Source organism: Siculibacillus lacustris (assembly GCF_004328075.1).
In the GTDB taxonomy this organism is placed as follows: domain Bacteria; phylum Pseudomonadota; class Alphaproteobacteria; order Rhizobiales; family Ancalomicrobiaceae; genus Siculibacillus; species Siculibacillus lacustris.
Map to the genome: position 1 here is coordinate 104,919 of NZ_SJFN01000016.1, position 7,608 is coordinate 112,526.

6 protein-coding genes are annotated in these 7,608 nt (G+C 69.2%); 1 reads left to right on the top strand and 5 read right to left on the bottom strand.

The window, feature by feature from the left end; genetic code table 11:
- Positions 1 to 6: 6 nt before the first annotated feature.
- The 5 genes from EYW49_RS12240 to EYW49_RS12260 all read right to left on the bottom strand — a co-directional run bounded on the left by EYW49_RS12240 (position 7) and on the right by EYW49_RS12260 (position 5,888).
- Positions 7 to 1,413, bottom strand: coding sequence for a GGDEF domain-containing protein (locus EYW49_RS12240; RefSeq protein ID WP_131309860.1), 1,407 nt, complete (start codon positions 1,411 to 1,413; stop codon positions 7 to 9).
- A 224-nt stretch (positions 1,414 to 1,637) separates the two neighbouring features.
- Positions 1,638 to 3,281, bottom strand: a complete 1,644-nt coding sequence (gene groL, locus EYW49_RS12245) for a chaperonin GroEL (protein ID WP_131309861.1) — start codon at positions 3,279 to 3,281, stop codon at positions 1,638 to 1,640.
- 53 nt (positions 3,282 to 3,334) lie between these two features.
- Entirely contained in the window at positions 3,335 to 3,628 is a 294-nt protein-coding gene (groES, locus tag EYW49_RS12250) for a co-chaperone GroES (RefSeq protein WP_131309862.1), read from the bottom strand.
- Between the two features lie 222 nt (positions 3,629 to 3,850).
- On the bottom strand, positions 3,851 to 5,599 hold the full coding sequence (locus tag EYW49_RS12255) for a glucan ABC transporter ATP-binding protein/ permease (protein WP_131309863.1): 1,749 nt from the start codon (positions 5,597 to 5,599) through the stop codon (positions 3,851 to 3,853).
- 94 nt (positions 5,600 to 5,693) lie between these two features.
- On the bottom strand, positions 5,694 to 5,888 hold the full coding sequence (locus EYW49_RS12260) for a heavy-metal-associated domain-containing protein (RefSeq protein ID WP_131309864.1): 195 nt from the start codon (positions 5,886 to 5,888) through the stop codon (positions 5,694 to 5,696).
- 299 nt (positions 5,889 to 6,187) lie between these two features.
- Between EYW49_RS12260 and EYW49_RS12265 the strand changes: the two genes are divergently transcribed.
- Positions 6,188 to 7,608, top strand: a 1,421-nt coding sequence (locus EYW49_RS12265; RefSeq protein WP_131309865.1) for an EAL domain-containing protein, incomplete at its 3' end; no start/stop codon positions are given.

A 7,608-nucleotide genomic window follows, 5' to 3' on the forward strand; every position in this document is an offset into this window, starting at 1 on the left:
GGCGCCTCACGCTGCGCGTTCGGCGATGCAGCGGTTGCGGCCGCTCTCCTTGGCGCGGTAGAGCGCCCGGTCGGCCCGCTCGAGCAGCGCCTCACCGCTCTCGCCGTCCCGCCACTCGGCGAGCCCGGCGCTCGCCGACACCGTCAGATCGAGTCCGATCAGACGGATGCGTTCGACCGCGCCGCGCAGGCGCTCGGCGAGCCGCATCGCATCGTCCAACCCCGTCTCGACCATCAGCACCACGAATTCCTCGCCGCCGAAGCGGCCGAGAATGTCGGTCTCGCGCAGATTGGCCCGGAGGCAGGTCGCGACCCGGGTCAGCACCCGGTCGCCGACCGGATGGCCGTGGCGGTCGTTGATGTGTTTGAAGTGATCGAGGTCGACGAAGGCGGCGGTCAGCCGATGGCCGCCGCGGCGCGCCCGCTGGATCTCCTCGTCGAGACGGGTGGTCAGGAAGCGGCGGTTGCCGACCCCGGTCAGGGGATCGGTCAACATCAGCTGTTCGAGCTGGGCGGTGCGCCGCGCCACCTCCTGTTCGAGTTCGCGATTGGCACGGGCGAGCAGCACTTCCGAGCGCTTGATCGCGGTGACGTCGGTTGCCGAGGCGATCAGTCCGAGGAAGGTCCGGCCGTCGTCATGGCGCGGCAGGATGCGTTCGAGCACCCAGGCCCAGGTGCCGTCGGGCCGCCGCAGGCGATATTCGGTCTCGGCGGGGCGCGGATCGGCGATCACCGCGGCGAGCAGCGCCTCGTAGCCCGGCCGGTCCTCGGGATGGACGAAGGCCAACCAGTCGCAGCTCTCCGCGCCGCGTTCGTCGATGCCGACGAACGCCGGCCAGGCGCGATTGACGTAGCCGCGGTTGCCGTGGGGATCGCAGACCCAGATCAGCGTCGGCGTATAGTCGGAGATCAGGCGGAAGCGCCGTTCGGTTTCCCCCAGCGCCCGGATCAGCACCCGCTCGACCAGCGACACGCCGATCAGCGGCGTCTCGGCTTCGGCCTCCGGCTCCGCGCGGCCCTGCAGCGCCGTGGCGATCTTCCGGTCGGAGACCAGGATGTGCGACACCAGCCAGGTGGTGAGGAACTCCAGCACCTCCTCGGCGACGTCGGCCTGCATCAGGTCGCTGCGCCGGGCGATCTCGCGGACCTTGGTCTCGAAGGCGCGATGGGACTGGCAGTGGCGGTCGAACTCGGCATCGGCCAGGGCCACGCCGATCATCAGCCGCTCTTCGTCGGCGAAATGTTCGCCCGCGTAGCGCATCAGATCGGTGAGCAGGGCTTCGGCCTGCGGTAATTTGCCGCCGTCGGTGATCGTCGCGGCGAGCGCGTTGACGAGATCGACCAGCCGCCGATGTTGCGCATCGACGGCGGCGATCCCGATCTCGAAGCTGGGGTTCCAATAGAAGAACGGCACCGCGCCCCTCCTCTGGACCCGACACCGTGGTGCGCCACGGGGGTCTCGGCAGGGAATGGGCCATGATCGCAGCGAGACCTGTCGTTTCCGTTACGAAGTCGCCGATTTGTGGAAGTTCGCGTTTCCGACGCGAAAAAGGCGGCCCCCCGGGGGGAGCCGCCTCTCTCGGTGTTCGGAAGGTGAGGATCCGAGATCGTCGCCCCCGGGATCGGGGACGGCGGGCCTCAGTAGTCCATGCCGCCCATACCGCCCATGCCGCCGCCCGGCATCGCCGGACCCGCGTCCTTCTTCGGACGCTCGGCGATCATCGCCTCGGTGGTGATCAGCAGGCCGGCGACCGAAGCCGCATCCTGGAGCGCCGTGCGCACGACCTTGGTCGGGTCGATGATGCCGGCGGCGATCATGTCGACGAACTCTTCGGTCTGGGCGTTGAAGCCGAGGTTCTCGTCCTCGGACTCCTGCAGCTTGCCGACGACGATCGAGCCTTCACAGCCGGCGTTCTCGGCGATCTGCCGGATCGGCGCCTCGAGCGCCTTCAGGACGATGTGGATACCGGCCTGGACGTCGGCGTTGTCGGAGGTCAGCGCCGCCACGGCCTTCTTGGCGCGCAGCAGAGCCACGCCGCCGCCGGGGACGATGCCTTCTTCGACCGCGGCGCGGGTGGCGTTCAGCGCGTCGTCGACGCGATCCTTGCGCTCCTTGACCTCGGTCTCGGTGGCGCCGCCGACGCGGATCACCGCGACGCCGCCGGCCAGCTTGGCGAGACGCTCCTGGAGCTTCTCCTTGTCGTAGTCCGAGGTGGTCTCCTCGATCTGCGCCTTGATCTGGGCGACCCGCGCGGTGATGTCGTCCTTGGCGCCGGCCCCGTCGATCAGGGTGGTGGCTTCCTTGGAGATCGTCACCTTCTTGGCGCGGCCGAGCATGTCGAGGGTCACGTTCTCGAGCTTGATGCCGAGATCCTCGGAGATCACGTGGCCGTTGGTCAGGATCGCGATGTCCTCGAGCATCGCCTTGCGGCGATCACCGAAGCCCGGCGCCTTGACCGCGGCGATCTTCAGGCCGCCACGCAGCTTGTTGACGACGAGCGTCGCGAGCGCCTCGCCCTCGACGTCTTCGGCGACGATCAACAGCGGCTTGGAGGTCTGCACCACGGCTTCGAGCACCGGCAGCAGGGCCTGCAGGTTCGACAGCTTCTTCTCGTGGATCAGGATGTAGGGATCCTCGAGTTCGGCGATCATCTTCTCGGCGTTGGTGATGAAGTAGGGCGAGAGATAGCCGCGATCGAACTGCATGCCTTCGACGACGTCGAGTTCGGTTTCGGCGGTCTTGGCCTCTTCGACGGTGATGACACCTTCGTTGCCGACCTTCTGCATCGCCTCGGCGATCATCTCGCCGATCGCCAGTTCGCCGTTGGCCGAGATCGTGCCGACCTGGGCGACTTCGGCCGAGGTCTTGATCTTCTTGGAGCGGCCCTCGAGGTCCTTGATCGCCGCCTGCGTGGCGAGATCGACGCCGCGCTTCAGGTCCATCGGGTTCATCCCGGCGGCGACCGACTTGACGCCTTCCTTGACGATCGCGTGGGCCAGCACGGTGGCGGTGGTGGTGCCGTCACCGGCGAGGTCGGCGGTCTTCGAGGCCACTTCGCGCAGCAGCTGCGCACCCATGTTCTCGAACTTGTCCTCGAGCTCGATCTCCTTGGCGACGGTGACGCCGTCCTTGGTGATCCGCGGCGCGCCGTAGGACTTGTCGATCACGACGTTGCGGCCCTTGGGGCCGAGCGTCACCTTGACGGCGTTGGCGAGAATGTCGACGCCGCGCAGCATACGATCGCGCGCATCGGAGGAAAACTTGACGTCCTTGGCAGCCATGAGGGCCTACTCCGGATGAGGAAGGGGAATGCGGGAGCGCGAAGGGCTCGGCGTCAGCCGACGATGCCCATGATGTCGCTCTCCTTCATGATCAGGAGGTCCTGACCGTCGATCTTGACTTCGGTGCCCGACCACTTGCCGAACAGCACCTTGTCGCCGGCCTTGACGTCGAGGGGGACGAGCTTGCCGGCTTCGTCACGGGCGCCCGGGCCGACCGCCAGAATCTCGCCTTCCTGGGGCTTCTCCTTGACGGTGTCGGGGATGATGATCCCGCCGGCGGTCTTGGTCTCGGCTTCGATGCGCTTGACCACGACGCGGTCGTGGAGCGGGCGGAAGGTGATGGCCATCGTCAGATCCTCTCGGGGAAACGTGAGACGCCGGTCCGGCGACCGTGCCGGCGTCCCTCGGGGTGCCGCGGCAGAGTCGTTCCGACCGGAAGAACGGGTTGCACGTTGGCACTCTGTGGAGCGGAGTGCCAACCGCTCGTCGGAGATAGGGAGCGGGAGGGTCGGAGTCAAGGCGCGCCGCCCCGTGCGAGCCCGCCGTCGCTGCGAAAGGTGTCCGCGGCGTCATCCCGGCTGATCGACCGCGTCCTCGTCGTCGAGGCGGCCGGCCGCGACCAGCGCCGCGAAGCGGCCGCCGCGGGCGACCAGTTCGTCGAACCGGCCGCGTTCGACGATCCGCCCGGCCTCCAGGAACAGGATCTGATCGGCCGAGCGCACCGTCGACAGCCGGTGGGCGATCACGAAGGTGGTGCGGTCGGCGATCAACTGGTCGAGCGCCCGCTTGATCCGTGCCTCGGTCTCGGTGTCGAGCGCACTGGTCGCCTCGTCGAGGATCAGGATCGGCGCGTTCTTCAGCACTGCCCGGGCGATCGCCAGACGTTGCCGCTCGCCCCCCGACAGCCCGCGGCCGCGCTCGCCGGCGCGGGTGTCGTAGCCCGCCCGCTTGCCCTCGATGAAACCCTCGGCCTCGGCGAACCGCGCCGCCCGGCGGATCTCCTCGTCGCTGGCGTCGGGCTTGCCGATCCGCAGGTTCTCGGCGATCGAGCGATCGAACAGGCCGGGATCCTGGAACACCACGCCGATCGCTCGGCGGATCGAGTCGACGGTGACGTCGCGCAGATCCTGGCCGTCGATGGTGATGCGGCCGGAATCGGGGTCGCGCACCCGTTGCAGGAGCGCCAGCGCCGTCGACTTGCCCGACCCGGTCGGCCCGACGATCGCCACCGTCTGGCCCGGCTCGGCGACGAAGCTCAGATCGAACACCCCCGAGCTGGCGCCGGGATAGCGGAACTCGACGCCTTCGAACGCCACCCGCCCGGCGGTCACCGCCAGCGCCGGGGCGCCGGGCTTCTCCAGCAGGGTCGAGCGTTCGTCGAGCACCTCGAAGAACTGGCGCATGCCGCCGGCCTCGAACACCAGGGTCGACAGGAACTGGGTGAGCTGGTCGAGCCGGCCGATCACCATCGTCGCGAAACCGACGAAGGCGACGATCTCGCCGACGGTGATGTCGCCGCGGGCGTGCAGCGCCGCGCCGAGCGCGAACAGCGACACCACCGTGATCGTCGCCGCCGCCCGGGTCAGCACCGAGGCCAGCGCCCACCAGTTCAGCACCGGGAACTGCGCGGCGATCAGGTTGCCCATGATCTGCTGGATGGCGCGCGCCTCCTCCTGCAGCCGGGTGAAGCTCTGCACCACCGAGACGTTGCCGATCACGTCGACCACCCGGCCCGACAGTTCGGAATGATAGGCCTCGGCGCGCTCCTGTCCGAACCGCGTCTTGGCGACGACGATCACCGACAGCACGCCGTAGACGGCCATCAGCCCGACCAGCAGCAGGCCCATCCGCCAGTTCATCCAGATCGACACCGGGATCAGCGCCACCAGCATCACGAAGGCGGTGAGGTGCTCGCGGAACACCGACAGGAGCAGGGTGAACAGATGGTCGGTGCCGCGCAGCATCACCGAGATCAGGCGGCCCGACTGTTCCTCGGAATGGAACGCCGCCGGCAGTTGCACCACGTGTTCGAAGAAGCTCTTCATCACCTCGAGCCGCCGGCGATGGGCGAGGCGGTCGGCGTGCAGCGCCACGAAGATGTTGGCGGCGATGCCGACGAAGCCGAGGCCGGCCCAGATCGCGACGATTCCGAGCGCCGGCCGGTCGCCGGTCAGCGCGTCGACCACCTGCCCGAACAGCACCGGCTCGGCGAAGCCGAGACAGGCCAGCATCACCGCCGCCGCGGCGAGCCCGTAGGCCAGCCGCCGGTCGGGACCGACCAGACCGAGCGCGCGCAGATAGAGGCCGAAGAACGACATGGGCGCCGGTGCCTTCCCCGAGGGTCAACGGCGCCTTATGCCCGGCGGACCGGCCGCCGACAAGGACCGCGAAGGGCGGAGCCCGGGCTCGGCGTCAGCCGCGCACGTCGAACCCGGCCGCCTCGATCGCTTGGCGGGCGGCCGGGGCGGCGATCGCCCCTTCGATCTCGACCCGGCCGCTGGCCAGATCGATCTCGACCTTGGCCGACGGATCGGCCTTCTCCAGCGCCGCCTTGACGCTGCGCACGCAGCCCATGCAGGTCATGCCGTCGACGTCCAGGGTGAGCATCGGTGAAGACTCCTCGAGGGATGCGGACACCGCCGGTCGCCGGATGCGACGGCGGTTCCCGCTCTTCGGTTCAATTGGCGACGCCGCCCCGTCGAGGTCAAGGGGGGCCGCCTCACGGCTGCGCGAGCCGGCCCGCCGGAGCGTCGCGCGGGATCTCGCCCCCGCGGTACGGCGCCCGTGGAAAACCCCGGTCGGCGCGCCGCGGCGCCCCGGTTCGATTGGCCTCGCGGCGCTGAATCACGCATAGTTCGCCCGAATCGACTCGGCGGACGGCCGCGGGTCGGGGCGCAGGTTGGTACATGCAGCGTTTCGCCGACATCTTCATCGCGATCTGTCTCCCGATCGCCGCGGCATCCGCCGGTGTCGTCGCCTATTTCCAGTTCGAGGCGAGCGGCCGCATGGCCATCGCCTTCGCCGGTCTCGCCCTGGTGGCTCTGATCCTGGTGCGCCTCGACGGGCTGCGCCGCCGCGCCCGGCGCGAGACCGAGACCCGCCTCGCCGCGATGGATCGTCTGTTGAAGGTGTTCGGCGGCGATCTCGAAGCCGTCGAGCGGCGGCTGGCCGCCCTCGAGGACGGACAGCCGCGTCGCAGCCGCGACGAACTCGATCAGGTCATCGCCGAGATCGAAGTGATCGGCACCTTGACCCGTCAGGTGATCGAGACGGTCGCCGATCTGGAGATCGCCGTCGCCGAAGGCCGCTCGACCGCGGGCACGACCGCCCGTCAGGCCGCCGCGCCGGCGGTGAAGGCGGCCCCGCCCGAGCGCGTCCCGCGGCCCGGCGCCGCCGCCTTCGTGCCCGATCGTTTCGACCATCTCGATCCCGACGGCTTCCTCGATCTGGTGCGCCGCGCCATCGATGCCGACCGCATCGAGCTGCTGCTGCAGCCGATCGTCACCCTGCCGCAGCGCAAGGCCCGCTTCTACGAGGCGCTCGCCCGCCTGCGCGCCGAGGACGGCGAGGTCATCCACCCGTCGGACTACATCCCGCTCGCCGAGAGCCGCGGTTTCATCGCCGCGCTGGACGAGCAGATCCTGTTGAAGTCGGTCAACATCCTGCGCCGCCTGACCGCCCGTTCGAAGGACGTCGGCGTGTTCCTCAACCTGTCCGGGGCCAGTCTCGGCCACGCCGACTTCTTCCGCGACTTCGTCCAGGTGATGGAGAAGAACCGCGACCTCTGCGAGATGTTGGTGTTCGAGTTCACGCAGGCGTCGGTGCGCTCGCTCGGACCGATCGAACTCGAGGGCCTGCGGGCGCTGGCCGGCCTCGGCTTCCACTTCTCGGTCGACCAGATCACCGATCTCAAGATCAGCTTCCAGAATCTCGCCGACCTCGGATTCCGTTACGTCAAGATCTCGGCCGATCGCCTGCTCCATCGCCCGGACGAGTTGGCGACCGACATCCATCCCGCCGATCTTTCCGATTATTTCCAGCGCTTCGGCATGGAACTGATCGCCGACCGCATCGAACGGGAGGCCGACGTCGTCGACGTGCTCGATTTCGGCATCCGCCTCGGCCAGGGCTTCCTGTTCTCGCCGCCGCGCCCGGTTCGCCTCGACGTGCTGCAGACGCCGGCGGCGCGGGCCGCCGAACCGTCGCGCGCCGAGGCCGAGGCAGCGGCACCCACGCCGGCGATGCGGTCGTTGGTCGCCGGCCCGTCGCCGGTCCCGTCGCCGGCCCCGCGGCCGCCGTCGCTGCCCGACGTCGCCGCGGCCAAGCC